Source organism: Pseudomonas sp. AC083, assembly GCF_979253165.1.
The window spans coordinates 1-236 of sequence record NZ_CEEDDH010000347.1 but is presented as its reverse complement, the minus strand read 5'-3'; the positions used below and the strand labels follow the sequence as shown (position 1 = coordinate 236).

General features: G+C 39.4%; 1 protein-coding gene. It reads right to left on the bottom strand.

Annotation, left to right across the window (positions count from 1 at the left end):
• Nucleotides 1–200 (bottom strand): DoxX family protein (locus AC0IXA_RS28140; RefSeq protein ID WP_471815017.1); only part of this gene is annotated, 200 nt, incomplete at its 3' end.
• Nucleotides 201–236 lie beyond the last annotated feature (36 nt).

The following is a 236-nucleotide window of genomic DNA, read 5'->3' as shown; positions in this document are numbered from 1 at the left end:
AGACCTAAAATCAAGGCGATACCACCGACTAGCTCAATTGTCTTCACAATATAGGCCATAAATTCAGGTATACCGATTTGTCCAAAGAGTGCCGCTGTTCCTCCCAGACCCCCTTGATATGCCTGAAGTCCGTGTAGAAAGAAGATAATACCTAGAATAACACGTACAAAAAGTGTTCCTATTTCTTGATTCGTTTTCATATAGTGATTTCCTCCTGTTTTTACACTACATAATGT